At 63.3% G+C, this 20,196-nt stretch carries 17 protein-coding genes, 1 other RNA gene and 2 pseudogenes; 12 read left to right on the forward strand and 8 right to left on the reverse strand.

Annotation, left to right across the window (positions count from 1 at the left end; all coding sequences use genetic code 11):
• Positions 1–157: 157 nt before the first annotated feature.
• Positions 158–1,378, forward strand: coding sequence for an alanine racemase (locus tag X726_RS162730; RefSeq protein ID WP_023668250.1), 1,221 nt, complete (start codon positions 158–160; stop codon positions 1,376–1,378).
• Here X726_RS162730 and X726_RS162725 read toward each other — a convergent pair.
• Positions 1,375–2,106: an SDR family oxidoreductase gene (locus X726_RS162725; protein ID WP_023668251.1), complete on the reverse strand. Its 732-nt coding sequence runs from the start codon at positions 2,104–2,106 to the stop codon at positions 1,375–1,377. The two genes, X726_RS162730 and X726_RS162725, sit on opposite strands and share 4 nt — an antisense overlap.
• 131 nt (positions 2,107–2,237) lie before the next feature.
• Here X726_RS162725 and X726_RS162720 point away from each other — a divergent pair, with 131 nt between their 5' ends.
• Positions 2,238–3,137 (forward strand): LysR family transcriptional regulator, encoded by a 900-nt coding sequence (locus X726_RS162720; RefSeq protein ID WP_023668252.1) that lies wholly within the window; start codon positions 2,238–2,240, stop codon positions 3,135–3,137.
• Between the two features lie 25 nt (positions 3,138–3,162).
• On the opposite strand, the gene X726_RS162715 is transcribed toward X726_RS162720, so the two are convergent.
• Positions 3,163–4,392, reverse strand: coding sequence for a lytic murein transglycosylase (locus tag X726_RS162715; RefSeq protein WP_023668253.1), 1,230 nt, complete (start codon positions 4,390–4,392; stop codon positions 3,163–3,165).
• 32 nt (positions 4,393–4,424) lie between these two features.
• The gene (locus tag X726_RS162710; protein ID WP_245259982.1) at positions 4,425–5,147 is read right to left on the reverse strand and encodes a glycoside hydrolase family 25 protein; all 723 of its coding nucleotides are present in this window, start codon (positions 5,145–5,147) and stop codon (positions 4,425–4,427) included.
• A gap of 358 nt (positions 5,148–5,505) precedes the next feature.
• On the opposite strand from X726_RS162710, the gene X726_RS162705 reads away from it, so the two are divergent.
• Positions 5,506–6,885, forward strand: coding sequence for a serine hydrolase (locus X726_RS162705; protein WP_023668255.1), 1,380 nt, complete (start codon positions 5,506–5,508; stop codon positions 6,883–6,885).
• 124 nt (positions 6,886–7,009) lie between these two features.
• On the opposite strand, the pseudogene X726_RS1000000168505 reads toward X726_RS162705, so the two are convergent.
• The 4 genes and pseudogenes from X726_RS1000000168505 to X726_RS1000000171495 form a co-directional block, all read right to left on the reverse strand.
• Positions 7,010–7,666 (reverse strand): annotated as a pseudogene (locus tag X726_RS1000000168505) (methyltransferase domain-containing protein); the annotation flags it as partial.
• Positions 7,663–8,961 carry a DUF3419 family protein gene (locus X726_RS162695; RefSeq protein WP_031199088.1) on the reverse strand — a complete coding sequence of 433 codons (1,299 nt, stop codon included), beginning with the start codon at positions 8,959–8,961 and terminating at the stop codon, positions 7,663–7,665. The gene X726_RS162695 and the pseudogene X726_RS1000000168505, both read right to left, overlap by 4 nt.
• A gap of 31 nt (positions 8,962–8,992) precedes the next feature.
• Positions 8,993–10,648 carry a hydantoinase B/oxoprolinase family protein gene (locus X726_RS1000000171490; RefSeq protein ID WP_348626747.1) on the reverse strand — a complete coding sequence of 552 codons (1,656 nt, stop codon included), beginning with the start codon at positions 10,646–10,648 and terminating at the stop codon, positions 8,993–8,995.
• Positions 10,649–10,862: 214 nt separating this feature from the next.
• A pseudogene (locus tag X726_RS1000000171495) lies at positions 10,863–13,040 on the reverse strand (hydantoinase/oxoprolinase family protein); the annotation flags it as partial.
• Between the two features lie 162 nt (positions 13,041–13,202).
• Between X726_RS1000000171495 and X726_RS162690 the strand changes: the two are divergent.
• The 7 genes from X726_RS162690 (at position 13,203) to X726_RS162665 (ending at position 17,183) form a co-directional block, all read left to right on the forward strand.
• Positions 13,203–13,400, forward strand: a complete 198-nt coding sequence (locus X726_RS162690) for a hypothetical protein (RefSeq protein ID WP_023668260.1) — start codon at positions 13,203–13,205, stop codon at positions 13,398–13,400.
• A gap of 208 nt (positions 13,401–13,608) precedes the next feature.
• Positions 13,609–14,328 carry a DnaJ family molecular chaperone gene (locus tag X726_RS162685; RefSeq protein WP_023668261.1) on the forward strand — a complete coding sequence of 240 codons (720 nt, stop codon included), beginning with the start codon at positions 13,609–13,611 and terminating at the stop codon, positions 14,326–14,328.
• On the forward strand, positions 14,325–15,092 hold the full coding sequence (locus X726_RS162680) for an N-acetylmuramoyl-L-alanine amidase (RefSeq protein WP_023668262.1): 768 nt from the start codon (positions 14,325–14,327) through the stop codon (positions 15,090–15,092). Before X726_RS162685 ends, X726_RS162680 begins: the two co-directional genes overlap by 4 nt.
• Positions 15,093–15,276: 184 nt before the next feature.
• Positions 15,277–15,981 carry a transglycosylase SLT domain-containing protein gene (locus X726_RS162675; protein ID WP_023668263.1) on the forward strand — a complete coding sequence of 235 codons (705 nt, stop codon included), beginning with the start codon at positions 15,277–15,279 and terminating at the stop codon, positions 15,979–15,981.
• Positions 15,982–16,031: 50 nt separating this feature from the next.
• Positions 16,032–16,428: RNase P RNA component class A (gene rnpB / locus X726_RS1000000167935), an RNA gene on the forward strand.
• A gap of 180 nt (positions 16,429–16,608) precedes the next feature.
• Positions 16,609–16,893 (forward strand): type II toxin-antitoxin system ParD family antitoxin, encoded by a 285-nt coding sequence (locus tag X726_RS162670; RefSeq protein ID WP_023668264.1) that lies wholly within the window; start codon positions 16,609–16,611, stop codon positions 16,891–16,893.
• Positions 16,890–17,183 carry a type II toxin-antitoxin system RelE/ParE family toxin gene (locus tag X726_RS162665; RefSeq protein WP_023668265.1) on the forward strand — a complete coding sequence of 98 codons (294 nt, stop codon included), beginning with the start codon at positions 16,890–16,892 and terminating at the stop codon, positions 17,181–17,183. Before X726_RS162670 ends, X726_RS162665 begins: the two co-directional genes overlap by 4 nt.
• 8 nt (positions 17,184–17,191) lie before the next feature.
• Here X726_RS162665 and X726_RS162660 read toward each other — a convergent pair whose 3' ends face one another.
• Positions 17,192–18,307, reverse strand: a complete 1,116-nt coding sequence (locus X726_RS162660; protein ID WP_023668266.1) for a cystathionine gamma-lyase — start codon at positions 18,305–18,307, stop codon at positions 17,192–17,194.
• 400 nt (positions 18,308–18,707) lie between these two features.
• On the opposite strand from X726_RS162660, the gene mraZ reads away from it, so the two are divergent.
• A complete protein-coding gene (mraZ, locus tag X726_RS162655) occupies positions 18,708–19,181 on the forward strand; it encodes a division/cell wall cluster transcriptional repressor MraZ (RefSeq protein ID WP_023668267.1) in 474 nt (157 codons plus the stop codon).
• Positions 19,178–20,194 (forward strand): 16S rRNA (cytosine(1402)-N(4))-methyltransferase RsmH, encoded by a 1,017-nt coding sequence (rsmH, locus tag X726_RS162650; RefSeq protein ID WP_023668268.1) that lies wholly within the window; start codon positions 19,178–19,180, stop codon positions 20,192–20,194. The genes mraZ and rsmH overlap by 4 nt, the downstream gene beginning before the upstream one ends.
• Positions 20,195–20,196: the final 2 nt, after the last annotated feature.

Genomic DNA, 20,196 nt, shown 5'->3' on the forward strand with positions numbered 1-20,196 from the left:
CGGGTCCGGCGACAAGAGCCACCCGAAACCTGATTGCTGGCAACAGTGCTGCCAGGAGGATGCGCCGCTGGGTCAGTGCCCGCCAGACACAGAATTGTTTTCTTTGGCCGCTAGCTTGGATTAATTGTGCGCAGCCGAGAAGTCAGGGGATTCGTCCATGCAGCGATTCGAGAATGCCCGCGAGGCGGCGCTGGCGCTTCGGCCGGACGATCCGGTCTACTGCTTTCGCCCGCAGGTGCTGAAGGCGGATGCCAAACAGTTCATGGGCATGTTTCCCGGCAAGACCGCCTACGCAGTCAAGACCAATGGCGAGCAGATCGTGCTCAAGGCGCTGGTCGAAGCCGGCGTCACCGCCTTCGATGTGGCCTCGCCCGGCGAGTTCGCCGCGGTGCGCGCCGTCTCACCCGACGCCGAGATGCTCTACATGCATCCGGTCAAGGCGCAGTCGGACATCAAGCTTGCGCTGGAAAAATACGCCATCCGGGTCATTTCGCTCGACCATGAGGACGAGATCACCAAGCTGACGCGGGTGGTGCGGGCGCTTGACATCGATCCGGGCTCCATCAGCGTGTTCGTGCGAATCCAGACCAAGGGTTCGGCGGCCTATGAACTGTCGAAGAAATTCGGCGCCGGGCCGGCCTATGCGGTGGAACTCGCCGAGCGGCTCAACCGCACCGGCTACAAGGTCGGCCTGTGCTTCCATGTCGGCAGCCAGATCGAGGATCCCGACACCTATGAACGGGCGCTGGCCTCCGCCGATTGGGTGCGCAACCGGCTGACCTTCGACATTGCGGGCCTCGATGTCGGCGGCGGCTTTCCCGCCGAGTACGGCCATGACCCCAATCGCAAGCAGATCGAGATGCCGTCGCTCGGCCAGATCATGTCGCGGCTGTCGGGCGACCTGAGGGAATACCAGTTCGACCAGATCCCGTTGGTGGCCGAGCCCGGCCGGGTGATCGTGGCGCGCTGCCTGTCGCTGATCGTGCGGGTGCTGCTGCGCAAGGGCAAGCGGCTCTACATCAATGACGGCATCTGGGCGTCGCTGTCGGATTCTTGGACCGGCAAGATCACACTGCCGGCCCGCTTCATCCCCGATCCGGCGATCCGCTCGCGCAATGGCGAGGAGAAGAACATCGTGCCGTTCAAGGTCTGCGGCGCGACCTGCGATTCCGTCGACATCCTGTCGCGGCCGTTCTGGCTGCCGGAAACCGTCGACACCGGCGACTGGATCGAGATCGGCCATATCGGCGCCTATTCGCTGTCGCTAAGAACCCGCTTCAACGGCTTTTATCCCGATACCTTCGTCGAGGTGACGACACCCTTCGATGAAGGCGATGCGCCGCAGGGATTCGCCAGCCTAGAGACGATGGCGGACTAAGCGACCCCGCCACCGGCCTGGATATTCTCGCCGGTCAGCCAGCGGGCCTCGTCGCTGGCCAGGAAGACCGCGACATCGGCAACGTCGCGGGGCGCGCCGATCCTGCCAAATGGAGACATGCCGGCCGCCACGGCGCGATCGCGCTCGGGAAGCAGGTCCGTGTCGGTGAAGCCAGGCGACAGCGCATTCACGGTGATGCCGCGCGGTCCGAGTTCACGCGAGAGCACACGGACGAATTGTTCGACGGCGCCCTTGCTGCCGAGATAGAGCGCCGTTTGCGTGAAGAACATCTTGGTGCCGCCGGTGGAGACCGCGATGATGCGGCCGCCGTTTCGCACACGGCGCGCTGCTTCCTGAAGCACGAAGAACGTGCCCTTGGCATTGGTGCCGAAGACATGGTCGAAATCGGCTTCGGTTGCCTCGGTCAGAGGCTTGATGACGGCGACGCCGACATTGGCAACCACGATGTCGATCGCGCCGAACTCACTCTCAGCCTCGTCAAACAGGCGATGAATATCCGAGACGCTTGATATGTCGGCCTGGACCGCCATCGCCTTTCCTCCCTTGCCGGCGATGGCGGCCACGACCTCGTCAGCGGCTTCGTGGTTGCCGACATAGTTGACGACGACGGCAGCGCCCTTGGAGGCGAGGCCTTCGGCGATGGCTCGCCCAATGCCGCGCGAACTGCCGGTGACGAGTGCGGTTTTGCCTTGCAAGGACTTGGGCATGATACGTTTCCTTCAATCATTCAGGCCCGTGCCGGTTTCATCCGACGGGTCCGCTAGTCGAGAAATAGGGCCATGCAACTGATCAGATAATGGCCTATTATCTGACTAGCTTGTTAATCTAGGGATACACAATGCGCGGTTCTGAATTCGCCGAGCTCAAGGCATTTGCCGCAATCGTGGAAGAGCGTAGTTTCGTCCGCGCCGCCGCCCGGCTGCGTGTTTCCCCGCCGGCGCTCAGCCAGTCGATCCGGCAACTGGAGGCTCGCATCGGCGTCAGGTTGCTGAATCGCACGACGCGTAGTGTTTCACCCACTGGTGCCGGCGAGACGCTGTTTGCGCGCCTTGCCGTTGCGTTCGAAGAGCTAGAGGGCGCCGTAGCGGACATTCATGCCGCGCGTGATCGACCGGCGGGTTCGCTACGAATAAACGTGCCGCGTGTTGCCGCGGTGCGGTTCATCGGCCCGATCCTTGGCGACTTCCAACGCGCCTATCCTGATATCGCGCTGACCGTCATCGTCGACGATACGCTGACCGACATTGTTCGAGGACGGTTCGATGCCGGAATCAGGCTTGGCGAGCGGCTGGAGAAGGACATGGTGGCAGTGAAACTGAGCGGGGATTTGCAGATGGCGGCGGTGGCCGCTCCCGTCTATCTCGAAAATCGGGCCATACCGCGCCATCCGCAGGAGTTGCATCAGCACCAATGCATAAAATTCCAGTGGCCTGGTGGCGGCAACCTCTATCGATGGGAGTTCGCGCGCGGCAAACGGTCTCTGGAAATCGCCGTCGAGGGCAGCCTGACTGTCAACGACACCGAGCTGATGCTGAACGCGGCGCTGGGTGGAGCAGGCGTTGCCTACATGATCGACTATCAGGTCCAGTCCTGGATCGATGCGGGCAGGCTGATGAGATTTCTAGAGCCCTGGTCGCCCAGCTTTCCAGGCTTCTTCCTGTATCACCCGAGTTCGAGGCACGTCCCCCCGGCTTTGCGGGCATTTATCGACTTCGTCCGGGCAAGGAGTAGGGAATAAGGAACCCAGCTTGGGCAGATTCTACTCACAGTTTCCCCAAAAGCTCCGGCGTCGGCCAGCCGTCTACCGGCATGCCGAGCCGCATCTGTTCCTTGCGGATGGCTTCGCGGGTGTTGGTGCCCAGAATGCCGTCGACGGTGCCGACGTCATAGCCCCTGGCTTCGAGCTTGGTCTGCAATTCCTTCATCTGGTCGCCATTGAGCCCGGTTTCGGGATTGCGCGGGTCGAACTGCTTTGCCCCGGCCAGCCGGCTGGCGAAGTTGGCGGCGGTCAGCGCGTAGGTGAAGGACTGGTTCCATTCGAGATAGACGTCGAAATTGTCGTAGGCGAGGAAGGCCGGACCTTTGCGGCCCATCGGCAGCGCCAGGCCGGCCTTCAGGCCATTGTCGATCAGCGGCGTGCCATCGGGATTGGTGACGCCCCAGGCGGCCCATTGCGACAGCGGCAACTTGTTGGTGCGGCCGGTCTGCTCCCAGGGCATGTCCTCGGGCACGCGCACTTCCTCGATCCAGGGCTGGTCGCGTTTCCAGCCGCGCGACAGCACCTTGTTGGCCGTGGTCATGATTACGTCGGGTACGCTGCGCCTGAGGTCGACGATGCCGTCGCCGTCGCCGTCGACTCCGCGCGCGAGATAATCGGAAGGCAGGATCTGCGTCTGGCCGATCTCGCCGGCCCAGGCGCCGGTGACGTCGGCCGGAACGACGCCGCGATCGATCAGCGTCAACAGCGGCACCAGTTGCGGCCGAAACAGCTGCGGGCGGCGGCAGTCATGCGACAGCGTCACCAAGGCGCTCAGCGTGTGGAAATCGCCCTGTACGGCGCCGAAATCGGTCTCCAGCCCCCAGAAGGCGGTGATGATCGGCGCCTGGACACCGAACTGCTGGTCGGCGCGCGCAAAGATTTCGGCGTATTTCTTCAGATTGGCCGCGCCCTGCTTCAGCCGGTAGGCCGAGATCATGCGGTTGGAGAACTGGATGAAGGTCTGGGCGAAGACGCCCTGGGCGCGGTCACGCGCCAGCACCTTGTCGTCGATGGTGGCGGCTTCCAGCGCGTCAAGGCCGACAGCGCCGACACCGGCTGCCTTGGCTTCCGCCGCCACGCCTTGCTTCCAGGTTTCGAAGTCGCCGCCGCATTCCTGCGCCGCCGCCGGCATCGCCGCAGCGCCGAGCAGCAGGGCCGCGAGCAGCCCGGAGCGCAGTCGGCTCCTCGACTGTTTCCGGCGTGGATATCCCAGTGGTTGCAGGTAGGTGCGCATGGGACGTCGAAAAGCAGGCGGCAGAGCCGGTGTCAACGGGTGTTCTGCCGCAGCCACTTTTTCCAGGCTGCCTCAGTGCCGTTGAAGACGTTGATATCGGACTTGCCGGTCATGCCGGGAACGATACCGGTTCCGGTGTATTGCCAGAAGGTGAAGGGGTGGCTGCCGTACTTCTGGCGGGGGTGGCCGGCGACCGAGCGCAGCCAGTAGGGATAGCCGCGGAAGGTCGAAAGGTCGTTATCGTCGAAGAAGTCGACCGAGGTGTAGATGATCGGCTTCTTGCCATAGTGCCGCTCGATCATCTCGAGAAAGGTGGTCATTTCGGCCCGCACCGTCGCTGAATCCGGGCGCAGCCGGCAGGTCGGCGATTGCGGGTTCCACTCCATGTCGAGCACCGGCGGCATGGCCGAGCGGTCGACGGGCACGTTCTGGATGAACCAGCGCGCCTGGGTGGCGGCAGGCGTGCAGAAATAGAAGAAATGGTAGGCCGCGCGCGGAATGCCATTGGCCTTGGTGCGCGACCAATGCTCGTTGAAATACTCGTCGAAACGGTCGCCGCCCTCGGTCGCCTTGATGAAGGCGAAGGAGATGCCGCTGGCCTTGGCCGTCGGCCAGTCGACCGAGGTCTGGTATTTGGAGACGTCGGTGCCGTGAACGGCATAGTTCCAAGGCGCGCCGCTATCCCATTCATGCGGCTTGGAGTCTTCGAAACGCGGTGCGCGCACGGCAACCGTCGGGCTGCTGGATGGCGACATCGAGGGCACGAGATCGCCGGCGGTCGAGCAGGCGGCCAGCAGCGTCAACGTGATGAGGGCCGCGAAACGGCGCATCGCATTTCCCGAGCCGGAATCAGCCGGTCGCTGTTGGGTTGTCGTTGCAGGTGCCCCTCAGGCGATCGCCCCACAGCATCGCCTGATACGCTATTTTCGTGCATGTCGTTGTTCCAAAACCGCTGCGCACTTTTGGGCGACATGCACCAGTGATCGCCGATCATGGTTGATAACAGGTTGACGGCGCTCGACAAGAACACCGATTTTGCGGAAGCAATGGCGGCAAATCGATGACATAAATCGGGCCGCAAGCCACGGGCAGCGGAAAAGCAGGGACGGAAAGATGCGGATCGCCGTGAAGATCATCAAATGGCTGCTCGGCCTGGTCGTGTTGGCCATAGCCGCCCTGTTTACCTGGCTCTACGTCGCGCCGCCCGAACTGATCCGCGTCGGTTCCGGCTATTCCGCCAAGATTGTCTGCTCGAATGTTTTTATCGCCGGCCGTGATCCCAATGAGGTGCTTGCCATCGACGTGCAGGCGCCCGGCCATCCGCTTCTCAGGCTGATGAAGGTGTCGGTCGACAAGAACAGGGGGACCGTCTCGGCCGGGCTGCTTGGCTTCCTCGGCAAGAGCGTTGCCGTTGCGCGCGCCGGCCTGGGTTGCGCCTCGGTTCCCGATGGCGACGTCGGCAAGGCACGGCGCACGTCAATCCCTGCCGAGGCGTCGGCGGCCACCAAGGGCGATCTGTGGCCCGGGGGAGATCGAGTCGACGCCTCGCAAAATCCCGAAATCAACAAGATCCTCGACGGTGCGGCGATGACCGGCATCGGCATGCGCGCCGTGGTGGTGGTCAAAAATGGCCGCATTGTTGCCGAGCGTTATGGCGAGGGCTTTTCGGCGAAAACGCCGCTGCTCGGCTGGTCGATGACCAAGACGGTCAACGCCGCGCTCGTCGGCACGCTGGTCAAGGACGGCAAGATGGCGGTGACCAATCAGGGTCTGTTCGGCTCATGGAAGGCGGACGGCCGCGCCGCCATCAGCCTTGCCGATATGATGGCGATGTCGAGCGGACTCGAGTTCAACGAGGATTATGGCGACGTCGCCGATGTGACGCGCATGCTCTATCTCGAACCCGATATGGCGGGCTTCGCCGAGGCCAAGCCGCTGACCGGCGACGTCGGCAAGGTCTTTTCCTATTCGAGCGGCACGGCGGTGATGCTGTCGCGGCTGTGGCAGGATGCTATCGGCGACAAGGACAAGGCGCTGATGTGGCCAAGGGCAGCGCTGTTCGGGCCGCTCGGCATGCAAAGCGCGGTGCTCGAAACCGACGAGGAGGGTACCTTTGTCGGCTCATCCTACCTCTATGCCACGGGGCATGACTGGGCGCGGTTCGGCCAATTCCTGCTGCAGGGCGGCGTCTGGAACGGCAACCAGATCCTGCCGGCCGGTTTCGTCGACTGGATGCGCGAACCGGCACCGGCCTCGAAAGTCTACGGCAAGGGGCAACTTTGGATCGAAGCCCCGGGGGACGAAGGAAATCCCGGCGCCGGCGTCGCCGCCGGCCTGCCCAACGATACCTACTGGATGGAGGGCCATGACGGCCAGACGGTCGCCATCATCCCGTCGGAGCAACTGGTGGTGGTGCGGCTGGGGTTGACGCCGGCCAAGCTCGGCTACCGGCCGCAGGTGATGGTCGGCGCGCTGATGAAGGCACTGCGCTAGCTCCCTTTACCCTCCCCTTGATGGAGAGGGTCGGCGCGTAGCGCCGGGGCGGGGTGCCTGGCACTTCACCCCCACCCGCGCCTTCGGCGCGACCTCCCCCATCGAGGGGGAGGTAAGAGTGCGCGATCTTGACGACCGCCAGCCAGGCATAGCCGCGATAAAGCGCGCGGAAACAGAAGCTTGCGCCGGTTCGCCGAGATTCCGATTCCAAGACTTCGCGCAATGATTCACGTGGCGTGACATGGAATTTCTTGAGCCAGCCGCGCAGCAATGTCCGGAACCAGTTGGGCAAGCCTTCCTGCTGGCCGAAATCGACGACATGCAGCGAGCCGCCGGGCGCGAGTGCCGCAAGGGCTGCTGAAACCGTCTTTTCCCAGCCGGGGATCATCGACAGCGAATAGGACACGAAGATGCGGTCGAAGCGCTCGATGCCGAACAGCGTCTTGGCGTCGAAATCGGTGGCGTCGCCGCGCGCCAGCACGATGCGGCCGGACAGGCCGTCGCGGCCGATCGCCTTGCCGGCGGTCTCCAGCATCTCAGCCGAGATGTCGAGGCCGTAGAGGCGGGCGTCGGGATAGTGGCGGGCTACAAGCGCGATGTTGCGGCCGGTGCCGCAGCCAAGTTCGAGCACTCTGCCATTCGCCGGCACATCCAGCCCGGATATCATCTGGTCGCGGCCAAGCAGATAGTATTTGCGGGTCAGGTCGTAGATGTGGCGCTGCCAGCGGTAGACGCCGTCCATCAGTTCGGCATGATCGGCCGGCAGCCGGCTCGCGCTCATGCCGCGCGCTTCACATAGAGGTGGAAGCCGCCATAGATGGCAGAGCGGTCGCGGGCCGAACAGTCGCGCGAGGCCTCGTCCTCGTAGGTCCACTGGTCGAGCAGCGAGATCGAGACGCGGCCCGGCAGCAGGCTGGGCTCGGCGGCGGTGCGGAAGATGACTCGGGCGCCGACCGAGGCGGTGCGGGTGATCTCCGACCAAAGGGCATTGAGCTGGTCGTCCGTCATCCAGTCCTGCGCGTCGAGCAGGACGAAACGGTCGACGGTGCCTGCGTCCTTGCCGGCCAGAAATTCGATCAGATTGGCGTGGTGGATGCCGACGCGATCGACATTGTTGCGGATCGCCTTGTAGTTGGCCTCTTCTAGATAGGCGGGCAGGGCGGCCTCGCCCGGATTGGGATAGCGACGGGCGAAGGCTTGCCAAGCGAAGTAGTTGTTCTTCAGCGGAAAATCGCAAGCGAGCTTTTCCAGCCGGGCCTTCAGCACGCTGGCCATCGAACCATCGCCCGAGGTGATCAGCGAATCGTACTGCGCCGGCGGAATGCCGAGGCCGAACAGCGAAGCCTTGCGCGAGGTAGCCCAGCGCAACAGCTTCTTGTCGAAGACCGGCGCCAGCTCTTCATTGAAGAAGCGGCGCTGGTCGGCGAGGCTCTTCGACGCCATGAGACCGGCGGGATCGACGCCGAAGAATTTGGCGATGCGGTGGCCCATGGCGATGAACAGGCCGAGCAGGCCGGTCTGGTAGAAATTGCGGTCGAAGACGGTGATGCGCCGGCGGCCGCGCCAGCTGCGACGCTCCCAATAGTGGCGGCTGACCGGGTCGAGATGCGGCGCGATGAAGCGGTCATAGGCTTGCGAATTGTGGTTGGTGCCGGCGGCGCCGAAGAAACGGAACAGATCGCCCTGCGAGGGCAGATGCCGCACCGCCTCCAGCTTCATCCGGTTCAAGGCGATGTGGGCGGCGTTGAGGTCGACCGCATCGACGCGTTCAGGCGAGCGGGTGAGGTAGGCGAGGATGTTGCAGCCGCCCGACGCTATGGTGACGACGCGGTGACCCTGGCCAAGCTGCATGGCCTCCATGTCGACTTCAGGGTCTTCCCAGATCTGCGGATAGACGAGACCGGAAAACAAGAGGGCGAACAGCCGCTCCGAGATGCCGGCCTTCGACAGCGGGCGGTTCTGGTAGACGGCTTTTCCAACTTCCTTGCCGCGGCGAAAAACGAGATCCGAGGAGACGTCCGTCATGGCAAAGTGATTCCCCATTTGCTTTGCCGCAAGCGGGTAACTCAGGGGCATGACAGGCGGGTGACAGCCTGTTGACGCGAGTTCAGGCCTTGCCAAATCCCCCGGGTGTCGGCGTCGTCAGGATGACGGCGTCGCCGGCGTCGAGCACGGTCTGGTCGCAGGCCTTCAGCGTCTCGACGCTGCCGTCCTGGCGGCGGACCTTGGTCGAGCCGACCTCGCCGTCACCGCCGCCGTCGAGGCCTTGCGGCGGGCGGTTGCGGTGCGAGGACAGGATGGCGCATTCCATCTTTTCGAGGAAACGGATCGTCCGCCTGGTGCCGTCACCGGCATCCCATTTGCCTTTGCCGCCGGAGCCTTCGCGGATGTGGAAATCCTCGAGCATGACGGGAAAGCGCAGTTCCAGCACCTCCGGATCGGTGAGGCGCGAATTGGTCATGTGGGTGTGGACGCCGGATGTGCCGGCAAAGCCGCGGCCGGAGTTCATCCGGCCTGCCGGCGAACCGGAGCAGATGGTCTCGTAATACTGGTACTGCTTGTTGCCGAAGGTCAGGTTGTTCATCGTGCCTTGCGCGTTGGCCATGGCACCCATGGCGCCGAACAGGGCGTTTGTGACATGCTGCGAGGTCTCGACATTGCCGGCGACGACGGCGGCGGGGTAGGCGGGCTTCAGCATCGAGCCGTCGGGAATGATGATGTTGATCGGCCGCAGGCAGCCGGCATTCATCGGGATCATGTCCTCGACCATGACACGGAAGGCATAGAGCACGGCGGCGCGGGCGACGGGCTCGGGCGCGTTGAAATTGTTCTTCTCGACCTTCGAGGTGCCGGTGAAGTCCACGGTCGCCTCGCGCTTTTGCCGATCGACGGTAATCTTCACCTTGATCACCTGGCCGGTGTCGGTCGGGTATTCGTACTCGGAACTATCGGGCAGCCGCTCCAGCACGCGGCGCACGCTTTCGGCGGCGTTGTCCTGGACATGGCCCATATAGGCTTCGACGACATCGAGGCCGAAATGGCCGACCATCTTGCGCAGTTCGGCCACGCCCTTTTCATTGGCGGCGATCTGCGCCTTTAGGTCGGCGATGTTCTGATGCGGGTTGCGGGCGGGGTAGGGATGGTCGGTGAGCAGCGTCTGCAGCTCCGCCTCGCGGAATTTTCCGCGATCGACGACGCGGAAATTGTCAAATAGCACGCCTTCCTCATCGACAGTGGTGGCGAGCGGCGTCATCGAGCCGGGCGCGGTGCCGCCAATATCGGCGTGATGGCCGCGTGAGGCTACGTAGAAGATTACTTCCTCCCCCCTTGAGGGGGAGGTGGCGGCGGAGCCGCCGGAGGGGGTTGTTGCGGCAGTGCTCGACGCTCTTGTGGTGCCTTCTGAGAGGACCCCACCCGGCCGCTGCGCGGCCACCCTCCCCTCAAGGGGGAGGGAAAACACCGGCGTCACCACGGTGATATCAGGCAAATGCGTGCCGCCATTGTAGGGGGCGTTCAGCGCAAAGACGTCGCCGGGATGGATGTCGCCGGAGTTCAGCCGGATGATGGTTTCGACCGAGCGGTCCATGGAGCCGAGATGCACCGGCATGTGCGGCGCGTTGGCGACCAGCGCTCCATGACGGTCGAAGACGGCGCAGGAAAAGTCCAGCCTTTCCTTGATGTTGACGGAATAGGCGGTGTTCTGCAGCGTGACGCCCATCTGCTCGGCGATCGACATGAAGAGGTTGTTGAAGACCTCCAGCATCACCGGATCGGCTTCGGTGCCGAGGGCAGCCGTGCGCACTTTCCGTTCGGTGCGGCGGATGACGACGTGATTGAGGTTGGTGATTTCGGCCCGCCAGCCCGGCTCGACGACGATGGTCTGNGGTGCGGCGGATGACGACGTGATTGAGGTTGGTGATTTCGGCCCGCCAGCCCGGCTCGACGACGATGGTCTGGTTCGGCTCGATGATCAAAGCGGGGCCTGCGACCAGGTTGGATGGGCGCAGATTTTCGCGACGATGGATGCCGGCTTCGTGCCACCGGCCCTCGGTGTAGATGCGCCGCGTTCCGGAAGCGCCGGCTTCAACCCGTGCCGGTCCGGCCGGCGCAACGGCCTCGGCCCTGGTCTCGGCGATTTCGCTGCCTTCGACACTGAGCGTCTCGACGATCATCGGCTTGTCGTCATAGACGAAACCGAACTGCGCCTTGTGGGCGATCTCGAAATCGCGCCTGGCCTGGAAGATCGAGTCCTGCTCAAAATTCACCGGCAGCGTGGTGTCGGTGCCGTCATAGCGGATGTGCAGCACCGGCTTTGCGGCAACCTTGTCCTGCGCAATGCCTTGCGCTGCCAATTCGGCGATGACGGCTTTTTTCAACGTGCCGATGAGGCTGGCGATCTCGGTCCTGGATTCTTCGGCAAGCGGCTTCAGGAGTGCCTGCTGGCGCGACGCGAAAACCGACGACAGCCCGATACCATAGGCTGAGAGCAGACCGGAAAAGGGGTGGATCAGTACCGCCTCCATGCCGAGCGCGTCGGCAACCAGGCAGGCATGCTGGCCGCCGGCGCCGCCAAAACAGTTCAAGAGATATTCGGTGACGTCGTAGCCGCGCTGCACGGAGATCTTCTTGATGGCATTGGCCATGTTTTCCACCGCGATGGTAACGAAGCCTTCGGCGACGGCTTCCGGCGTGCGGCCGTCGCCGATTTCGGCGGCGAGCGCAGCGAATTTTTTACGCACGGCGGCGACGTCCAGCGGCTGGTCCTGGCCGGGTCCGAAAATCGCCGGGAAGAAATCGGGCTGCAGCTTGCCCAGCATGACATTGGCGTCGGTGACGGCAAGCGGGCCGCCGCGCCGGTAGGCGGCGGGGCCGGGATTGGCGCCGGCGGAATCCGGCCCGGCGCGGAAGCGGCCGGCTTCGTAATGCAGGATCGAGCCGCCGCCGGCAGCGACGGTATGGATGCGCATCATCGGCGCACGGATGCGCACGCCGGCAACCTCGGTGTCGAAAGCGCGCTCATACTCGCCGTCAAAATGGGCGACATCGGTGGAGGTGCCGCCCATGTCGAAGCCGATGACTTTCTCGAAACCGGCGAGTTTCGCCGTTTCGACCATGCCGACGACACCGCCGGCCGGGCCGGACAGCAGCGCGTCCTTGCCCTGAAACATGTCGGCGGCGGTGAGCCCGCCCGACGACATCATGAACATCAGGCGAGGGTTTTCCCTCCCCCTCGAGGGGAGGGTGGCGGCGGAGCCGCCGGGTGGGGTCGCCGCGGCAGTGCTCGACGCTTTGGTGGTGCCTCCTGAGAGAACCCCCTCTGTCGGCTTTGCCGACTGCCCTTCGCTATGGCTCCGGGCGTTCGTCGCTGAAAAAGCCAAATCGTCGGCTTTTTCTCGGCCTTTGGCCGACCGCTCCTCACCCTCCACAAGTGGGGAGATTGGCATCGCGCCCAGTTCTCCCGCCACCCTTTGCACATAGCGCGACAGGATCGGCGACAGATAAGCATCGACCACGGTGGTGTCGCCGCGGCCGACCAGCTTGATCAGCGGCGAGACCTCATGGCTGACCGAGACTTGGCTGAACCCGATCTTGCGGCAGACTTTCGCCACCGCCTTCTCGTGGTCGGGATATTTCCAGGCATGCATGAAGACGATGGCCACCGCATCGATGCCGTCAGCCTTCGCCTGTTCGATGGCGGGGCGGCAGGCGGCGATGTCGAGCAAGCGCTCGACCTCGCCATTGGCGCGCACGCGTTCGTCGATCTCGATGACCCGCTCGTAGAGCTGTTCCGGAAGGATGATCTCCTTGGCGAAGATGTCCGGCCGGGCCTGATAGGCGATCTTCAGCGCATCGCGAAAGCCCTTGGTGATGAGCAAAAGCACACGGTCGCCCTTGCGCTCCAGCAGCGCATTCGTGGCAACGGTGGTACCCATCTTGACGTCACCGACCAGGCCCGGAGGAATAGCGGTGCCGGATTTCAGCCCCAAAAGCTCGCGGATGCCGGCTAGGGCCGCATCGGGATAGGCTTCGGGATTTTCCGACAGGAATTTCCTGGGATGCAAACCGCCTTGCGGATCACGTCCGATCACGTCGGTGAAGGTGCCGCCGCGGTCGATCCAAAAATCCCATTTCTTGTCCACGCAGAACTCCGGCATTGCATTTGGGTCCAGACTGTTAGTTCGGCATCGCCCGGCCCGCAATCGGTAGTGCGCGGATGTTACATCAGGAAACGCAACGTTACGAAACTCATGACCGTTTGATGCATTTTGCCTTCGACCGTTCACCGCAACGTGAGCGTGTGTTGAAGGAGAGATGTCATGAAAAAGCTGATTCTTGCTTCCGTTTCCGCCCTGGCCCTGTTCGGCGTTGCCGCCTGCAGCGACAGCGGTACGGATAACACCACCACCCAGAGCACCAATCCGCCAGCCGCCGAGCCCATGAAGCCGGCGACGCCGGATGCACCGAAGCCTGCAGAACCGGCTCCGGCAACACCTGCTCCTGCCCCCGCGCAGTAGCAGCAGTCTCGGTCACTTTGACGTGACGAGAGAGGAGGCCGGCTTCGCGCCGGCCTTCCTGCGTTTAGGCGATTCGGGGGCTCAAGGGCCTTGAACCGGCTCTTTCCTACGGTTTGGGATCTGGCGCGTCGGTTGCTTGCGTAAATCGATCCACTCTGCGGCGCTGTCTTGGCTTGATAGCAATGGCCGGCGGCCCTAATAAGCGCTCATGTCGATTTGGGATCGCCTCGGCGACTTCATCACCCGCGTTTCATCTTCAGCCACGTCCGGCGTAGCCGATGTGGTCGAGGCCGTGCGCACGGTTTTCTCCGGTGACGCTGATCTGCGCCGGCGTGTCGCCTTCTCTGTGGCGATGATTGCGCTGTCAGCCAAGATGGCCAAGGCCGATGGCATCGTCACCCAGGACGAGGTTCGCGCGTTCCAGGAAATATTCGAGGTGCCGCGAGAACAGACCCGCAATGTGGCGCGGCTTTACGATCTGGCCAAGCGCGACGTCGCCGGGTTCGAGACCTATGCCGAGAGTATGGCGCAGATGTGCGGCTCGGGCCATTCGAACTGCGTCATGCTGGAAGACATACTCGACGGTCTGTTCCATATCGCCAAGGCGGACGGGCTGGTGCATGAGCGCGAAGGGATTTTCCTGCACCGTATTGCCGAGATTTTCCGCATCGACGAGGTGCACTACGAGGCCATTATGGCCAGGCACGTCAATCTCGGGGCCGGCGATCCCTATATCGTGCTCGGCATTGAGCGCGGCAAGCCGTTCGAGGAGGTCAGGAAGCGGTACCGCAAGCTGGTCTCCGACAATCATCCGGACCGGCTGATCGCGCGCGGCCTGCCGCAGGAATTCATCAAGATTGCAACGACCAGAGTCGCGGCGATCAACGCGGCCTATGAAATGATCGAGCGGGGCCTCAGGCACGCATGACCGGCTTCTCGCCCGACGAGCCAAGCGCGGAGGTCAGGGTATCGCCGAATTTCGGCCCGCGGCGCGAAACGCTCAGGCCCGACATGATCGTGCTGCACTATACCGGCATGGCGACGGGTGCTGCCGCGGAAGCCTGGCTGTGCGACCCCGCAAGCGAAGTCTCGTCCCACTACCTCGTCCATGAGAACGGTCGCATCATCCAGATGGTGCGCGAAAGCGACCGCGCCTGGCACGCCGGTGCAAGTTCCTGGTTCGGTCGTCGCGACATCAACTCCTGTTCGGTCGGCATCGAAATCGTCAATCCCGGCCATTCGCTCGGCTATTCGGCCTTTCCCAAGCGGCAGGTGGAAGCGGTGATCGGTCTTTGCCTTGGTGTCATCGAACGCCATTCCATTACGGCGCAAAGGGTGCTTGCCCATTCCGACATCGCGCCGGGGCGCAAGATCGACCCGGGCGAGAAATTCCCCTGGAAGGCGCTGTTTGCGGCCGGGGTCGGCCATCTCGTGCCTGCGGCGCCGGTCCGGCGCGGCGCGGTGCTGAAAGCCGGCGATACCGGCGCCGAGGTCGAGGCACTGCAGTCGATGCTGGCGCTCTATGGCTATGGCGTCGAGATATCAGGTGTCTTCGACCGCCAGACCGAAATCGTCGTCGAAGCTTTTCAGCGGCATTTCCGACCACGCCTGGTGGATGGCGTCGCCGACGGCTCTACGTCTAGCACGCTGCAAAGCCTGCTGACTTCCCTTAGGTCAGTTGCGTCTAAATAATCTTTTCCTGATATCCAAGTTACAGCCTGTCACTGAAAGTGAATTGCCTCGCCTTGTTCGACACAAATTCCGCCCTCAAAGGCAGTTCGTGCAAGTTATCGGACCTCCAGCCCCCCGGATGCTCCGATATTGATTAGGCGTTGCTGCGTGAAGATCTTCGCGCGGCCAAACAGAACAGGACCACATGCAGAAATTGACCGTTGTAACGGCAGCTATTGCTGCCGGAGTAATGACTTTTGCCTTCAGCACGGCCGATGCCGCACCAGTGAGCCAGAGGGCAGACCAGGGCTTCATCGCCGCACCCGCCAAGGCCACCATGACGAAGGCAAACCCGAAAGCAAAAAGGGCAACCACCGCGAAAGTGCGCAAAGCAGCCGTGGTGAAGGCCAGAAAAGCCACGGCCAAGAGGCATTTTAAGCGCAACAGGAAGAGCGTCGACCTGACGACGACCGCATCGATCCGCCCAAGCACCGCTGCGGAGTCGACTGCGGCAGCCGCGCTTGGCGGCCAGTATTCGGCAATCATTGCCCGCTATGCTGCGGCCGAAGGCGTGCCGGTGTCGCTGGCCCAGGCGGTCATCAAGATCGAGAGCAACTACCGGCCGAACATCGTCGGCGGCGCGGGTGAAATCGGCCTGATGCAGATCAAGCCGGCAACGGCGCGGATGATGGGTTATAGCGGCTCCGCCAAGGGTCTGTTCGATCCCGACACCAACATCAAATACGGCATGAAGTACCTTGCCATGGCGCGCAATCTCGGCGGCGGCACCACCTGCGGCACGATCCTGAAATACAATGCCGGCCATGCCGCGACGAGGATGAACCCGGTGTCGGCGGCCTATTGCGGCAAGGTCAAGGTGCAGTTGGCGGCATTGGGATCGCCGGCATAAGTCTGCTTTTTCATTTGCGTTTTGGAACGTGAACCCCTTTATACGCTCTGCCAGCTGGCCGGGCGGCCGCACCCGCAAAGCCGAAAGGCTGCGGGTGAGGAAAGTCCGGGCTCCATGGAAACACGGTGCCGGTTAATGGCCGGCGGGGGCGACCCCAGGGAAAGTGCCACAGAAAGCAAACCGCCACGATTTATCGGGCAAGGGTGAAAGGGTGGGGTAAGAGCCCACCGCGCGACTGGCAACAGGAGCGGCACGGTAAACCCCACCGGGAGCAAAACCGAATAGGGACGGTGCGAGGGGAAACCTTCGAGGGCTGTTTCCGGCTCACCGTCCGGGTAGGTTGCGTGAGGCGCATGGCAACATGCGCCCAAGATGAATGGCCGCCACGTTCTCGCCCCGAAAGGGGCGAGGGCCATACAAAACCCGGCTTACAGGCCAGCTGGCAATTTCTCCCCCATATCGCGATTAATCCTTTGGATCAGCAGTCTGCGCCTTCGGGCGCAGCTGGCGATTCAGGTGCTTGAGCGATTGAATCAAGTACGCATGCTGGGGTCGAGACAAACGCATCCTTGAAGCTGGTACGATTTAATCGTACCATGATTGTCATGGTTTGATCAGGAGCGCATCATGGGTCACGTCGACAAACGCAGCATCACGCTTTCGCCGGAACTGGCGGCGGCGGTCGACGATGTCGTGGCCGCCGGCGAATATGCCTCGGCCAGCGAAGTCATCCGTGATGCGCTGCGGCAATGGAAAGACCGCCGCGATCTTCTCGGCTACACGGTCGAGGAATTGCGCAGGCTGGTTCAGGAGGGGATCGACAGCGGACCGGCGGTGGACGGCCAGCCCTTCATGGACCGGCTGCGAGCCAAATATCACAGGATGTCGGAAGCTGCAGGCTCGGAAGAGTGAAATATCGGCTGCTTCCTCAGGCGATATCAGATGTCGAAGGCATCGGTGACTACATTGCGGAACATAGCCCAAAGGGAGCCATGCGCCTTGTGGACGCTTTGGAGAGGCGCTGGACACTGCTCACCTTGCACCCGTTCTCAGGTGCGCCGCGCGATGATATCGCGCCCGGCATTCGTCATCTGATCGTCGGCGAATATGTCACTCTGTATCGCATGGGCGAAGACGCGATCGAGATCGTCCGCGTTTTGCACGGCAGGCGCGATATTGGCGCCGACGACTTGGTGACCTAACCGCCAGCTCAGATGCCGATCTTGTCCAGCGATGCCTCGATCGCCTGCCAGAGTTCTTCCACCGGCTCGCAGCCCACCGACAGGCGCACGAAGCCGGGCGGAACCGAATCTCCTCGCTTGGCCCGCCGCTCGGCGGAGGTGTGGACACCCCCGAACGACGTTGCCGCCTGCATCAGCGTGCAGTTGTTGATGAAATCCTCGGCCTTCTCCTGGGAAGCGAGTTCGAAGGACACGAGGAAGCCGAAGCGCTCCATCTGCGCCCGGGCGAGGTTGTGCGACGGGTCGCCCTCCAGCCCGGGGTAGCGCAAGCCGCTAACGGCGCGATGGTTTTTCAGGCGCTTCGCGATCACCTCGGCAGAAGAACACATGCGGTCGAAGCGTACCTCCAGCGTCTCCAGGCCGCGATGCACCAGCCAAGCCTCGAACGGGCCGGGAATGCCGCCCGCGGTCTCGCGCCAGCCGGTGACGTCCGCGATGATGTCTGGATTGCGGCTGGCGACGTGGCCGAACAGCACGTCGGAATGCCCGTTGGCCGCCTTGGTGTCGGCAGCAACGACGATGTCGGCGCCGAGATCGAGCGGACGCTGGCCGAACGGCGTCATCGTGGTGTTGTCGACGACGACGATCGCGCCCGCTTGGTGCGCGGCCTCGGCGACCGCTGTGATGTCGCAAATGTCCAATCGCGGATTTGACGGGGTTTCAACGGAGACAAGGCGGTAGCCCTCGAACCCGCCATCGAGAAAGGTCGATGTCGGCCGCAGATCATAGGCGACGCCGAAGGGCTTGAGGAAACGGTCGGCCAGCGCGCGTGTGGCATGGTAGCCGTCCGAAGGCAAAAGCACGCGGTCGCCGGATTTCAACAGGCCGAAAAACACCGCCGAGATTGCCGCCATTCCAGAGGGGAAGCCGACGCATGGCGCGTCTTCGAGATGCGCCAGCATGTGCTCGACCGCATCCCAGGTGGCGTTGCTGTAACGGCCGTACTGACTGTAGCCGGCGCCGTCGCCCGGGTTGTGGAAAATAGCGGCCATGGTCAGCGGCAATGGGATGGGGTCGCCTTTGGCAAGTCCGTCGCGACGCAGATGGGCAAGGGAGGCCGCGCGGAACCTGGCTGTTTCGGACATGGATTTCTGACCTTGTTGCTCAGCGAAAAGACTGACGACGCTATTCGCGGCAGTGATGCGCGGCAAGCCGCTTCCGCTTGGGCCAGCCCGCTCTAAACGGTTCGTTAGGCTTAATGGGAGATAAAGACGGGAGTGTTGTCAGAGCTGCTCTCACCGGTTGTGGCGCGCGTTTGTGAAGCCTGTTCCCGTTGACGCCCATAGTGCCCCATGATATCCCATTTCGATACCAAAGCCTTCGTTCCGCGTCAGGGTAAAGCGTACGCCAATCGGGCAGCCGCGGCGGCTGTGCGTTTGCGGGGTTTTGCCGCTGGGATCGAAGCGGATTTTCGGCAGGGGACGCGCTTCGGCGCGGACGAAAACATGGAGAGGGGTGCGGCGGCGGAAGCGGCTGCAGCGTGTCATGGACCGGTTTCTGTCAAGCGCGGTGAACAGGATCGATGCGAAGGGGCGGGTCTCCGTTCCGGCGCATTTCCGCGGGGTCGTGCAGAAACGCGGCTATTCGGAACTCTATGCGCTGCGCGGCCTGGACGTGCCTGCGATGGATGTCGGCGGGCTCGATCTGCTCGACCGCTACGAGCAGCGCATCGCGCTGGAAGACCCTTTTTTGCAGACGGCGGACGATATGTCGTTCTTCTGCCATGGCGACGGGACGTTCCTGAAGCTCGATCAGGATGGCCGCATCACGATGAGCGATTTCATCCGCGAGCATACGGGCATCACGAGCGAAGTGGCCTTTGTCGGCCGTGGCAATTTCTTTCAAGTTTGGGAGCCGGGACGGCTGGCCGCCTATGGGGCGCAGGCGCGCGCTCGGCTTTTGCAGCTTCGGCAGGGGACGAAGGCTCACGAGGCCAAGGCTGGGGAGCGGCCGGAATGATGGCGGATCACGGCGATGATCTCAGCGCCGTTGGCGGACCGGTCCGCCACATTCCGGTCCTCCTTGCCGAAGTGCTGGAAGCGCTCTCGCCCAAAGAAGGCGATGTGATCGTCGACGGCACGTTCGGCGCCGGCGGCTACACCAAGGCGATCCTGGCGAGCGGCGCCTCGGTGGTGGCGATCGATCGCGATCCCGATGCGATTGCCGCCGGGCGCGGCCTGGAACAGCAATCCGGCGGCAGGCTGAGGCTGGTGCAGGCGCCGTTCTCGACGCTGGACGAACAGGTCGAAAGCGCCGACGGCGTTGTCCTCGACATCGGCATTTCCTCCATGCAGGTCGACCAGCCCGAGCGCGGCTTTTCGTTCCGCACGGACGGGCCGCTCGACATGCGCATGGCGCAGGCGGGTTTGAGTGCTGCCGACGTCGTCAATTCGTTCAAGATAGGCGACCTTGCCCGCATCTTCGGCTTCCTCGGCGAAGAGCGGAATGCCGGGCGCATCGCCCGCATGATCGAGTCACGCCGCGAAAAACGGTTGTTTGAGCGTACGCTTGATCTCGCCGACGCCATCGAGACGCATATCGGCCGCGCGCCGAAAGACAAGATCCATCCGGCCACCCGCGTCTTCCAGGCGCTGCGCATTTTCGTCAATGACGAGCTGGGCGAATTGGCCAAAGCCCTAATGGCATCCGAGCGGGTATTGAAGCCCGGCGGGCGGCTTGCCGTGGTGACGTTCCACTCGCTGGAAGACCGCATCGTCAAGCGCTTCATCGCCGACCGCGCCGATGTCGCCACCGGCTCACGTCATTTGCCTGAGGCGCACGTGCGCACCGCGACCTTCAGCAAGGCCGGTGGCGGCGTGACGGCAGGCGATGCCGAAGTCGCTGCCAATCCGCGGGCGCGCTCGGCCAGGCTGCGTGCCGCCATCCGCACCGAGGCGCCGGCGCGCGCCGGTGATCTCACCGTTTTCGGACTTCCAAAACTTCCCGGCATCCAGGCGCCGCGAGAGAGGTGAAT

The organism is Mesorhizobium sp. LSJC285A00 (assembly GCF_000503155.1).
Taxonomy (GTDB): Bacteria; Pseudomonadota; Alphaproteobacteria; order Rhizobiales; family Rhizobiaceae; genus Mesorhizobium.

What these genes read in the sequence shown, in the direction of transcription:
- X726_RS162730 (WP_023668250.1), top strand. Translation starts at nt 158, where the DNA reads ATGCAGCGATTCGAGAATGCCCGCGAGGCGGCGCTGGCGCTTCGGCCG.
- X726_RS162725 (WP_023668251.1), bottom strand. Translation starts at nt 2,106, where the DNA reads ATGCCCAAGTCCTTGCAAGGCAAAACCGCACTCGTCACCGGCAGTTCG.
- X726_RS162720 (WP_023668252.1), top strand. Translation starts at nt 2,238, where the DNA reads ATGCGCGGTTCTGAATTCGCCGAGCTCAAGGCATTTGCCGCAATCGTG.
- X726_RS162715 (WP_023668253.1), bottom strand. Translation starts at nt 4,392, where the DNA reads ATGCGCACCTACCTGCAACCACTGGGATATCCACGCCGGAAACAGTCG.
- X726_RS162710 (WP_245259982.1), bottom strand. Translation starts at nt 5,147, where the DNA reads ATGTCGCCATCCAGCAGCCCGACGGTTGCCGTGCGCGCACCGCGTTTC.
- X726_RS162705 (WP_023668255.1), top strand. Translation starts at nt 5,506, where the DNA reads ATGCGGATCGCCGTGAAGATCATCAAATGGCTGCTCGGCCTGGTCGTG.
- X726_RS162695 (WP_031199088.1), bottom strand. Translation starts at nt 8,961, where the DNA reads ATGCCCCTGAGTTACCCGCTTGCGGCAAAGCAAATGGGGAATCACTTT.
- X726_RS1000000171490 (WP_348626747.1), bottom strand. Translation starts at nt 10,648, where the DNA reads ATGCTGGAGGTCTTCAACAACCTCTTCATGTCGATCGCCGAGCAGATG.
- X726_RS162690 (WP_023668260.1), top strand. Translation starts at nt 13,203, where the DNA reads ATGAAAAAGCTGATTCTTGCTTCCGTTTCCGCCCTGGCCCTGTTCGGC.
- X726_RS162685 (WP_023668261.1), top strand. Translation starts at nt 13,609, where the DNA reads ATGTCGATTTGGGATCGCCTCGGCGACTTCATCACCCGCGTTTCATCT.
- X726_RS162680 (WP_023668262.1), top strand. Translation starts at nt 14,325, where the DNA reads ATGACCGGCTTCTCGCCCGACGAGCCAAGCGCGGAGGTCAGGGTATCG.
- X726_RS162675 (WP_023668263.1), top strand. Translation starts at nt 15,277, where the DNA reads ATGCAGAAATTGACCGTTGTAACGGCAGCTATTGCTGCCGGAGTAATG.
- X726_RS162670 (WP_023668264.1), top strand. Translation starts at nt 16,609, where the DNA reads ATGGGTCACGTCGACAAACGCAGCATCACGCTTTCGCCGGAACTGGCG.
- X726_RS162660 (WP_023668266.1), bottom strand. Translation starts at nt 18,307, where the DNA reads ATGTCCGAAACAGCCAGGTTCCGCGCGGCCTCCCTTGCCCATCTGCGT.
- mraZ (WP_023668267.1), top strand. Translation starts at nt 18,708, where the DNA reads ATGGACCGGTTTCTGTCAAGCGCGGTGAACAGGATCGATGCGAAGGGG.
- rsmH (WP_023668268.1), top strand. Translation starts at nt 19,178, where the DNA reads ATGATGGCGGATCACGGCGATGATCTCAGCGCCGTTGGCGGACCGGTC.